General features: G+C 43.8%; 1 protein-coding gene. It reads left to right on the forward strand.

All coding sequences use genetic code 11. The features are described 5' to 3' along the window. Positions 1 to 274, forward strand: a 274-nt coding sequence (locus tag QVP40_RS11680; protein ID WP_288200535.1) for a DegV family protein, incomplete at both ends; no start/stop codon positions are given.

Consider the following 274-nt stretch of genomic DNA (forward strand, 5'->3'; position numbering starts at 1 on the left):
GATGTTATTTATGTGGGAACAATGACAAGTACTCTTTCCGGAACTTATAATTCAGCGCTGGTGGCAAAGGAGATGTATCAGCAGTCACATCCGGAAGCCAGGATCCATGTTTTTGATACACTGAGCGCAGGAACGGAGTTGAGACTTCTTATGGAAAAGCTGACAGAGCTGGACAGAGAAGGAAAAAACTTTGAAGAAGTAGTACGGCTGGGATGCGAATATATGAAAAGAACCAGACTGCTTTTTGCACTGAAATCCTTGCACAATCTTGCCC

Source organism: Blautia sp. CAG:257, from assembly GCF_000433815.1.
In the GTDB taxonomy this organism is placed as follows: domain Bacteria; phylum Bacillota; class Clostridia; order Lachnospirales; family Lachnospiraceae; genus Blautia_A; species Blautia_A caecimuris.